The organism is Pseudomonas viridiflava, assembly GCF_900602065.1.
Taxonomy (GTDB): domain Bacteria; phylum Pseudomonadota; class Gammaproteobacteria; order Pseudomonadales; family Pseudomonadaceae; genus Aquipseudomonas.
In genome coordinates this window covers 1-296 of record NZ_UWFN01000094.1, presented here as the reverse complement: position 1 = coordinate 296, position 296 = coordinate 1, and the positions used below count along the sequence as shown (strand labels likewise).

Sequence of the window (296 nt, the reverse complement as noted above, 5' to 3'; positions counted from 1 at the left end):
ATGGAGAGGGGGCCTGGCTGGAAAGGCCGCGCAGTATCGCCCTCAAAGAACGCTCATGAAGTGGGCAAGGCCAAGCATGTACAGCACCGCACAACGGAAATTGATCATAACCCGGATTCTCTCGATTATCGGCGTTTCGTTATGGATAGCGATGATGTCGCCGGTTCTCCAGGCCGCCAATCTCAAGACGCTCGACGTCGCGGCCCTGCCGGGTGATCGAATCGAGCTCAAGCTTTCCTTCGACGCACCGGTGCCCGCGCCACGCGGCTATACCACCGAGCAGCCTGCGCGCATTG

1 protein-coding gene is annotated in these 296 nt (G+C 59.8%); it reads left to right on the top strand.

The window, feature by feature from the left end:
* Nucleotides 1-106 precede the first annotated feature (106 nt).
* Nucleotides 107-296 (top strand): hypothetical protein (locus tag EE949_RS02615; RefSeq protein WP_164666684.1); only part of this gene is annotated, 190 nt, incomplete at its 3' end.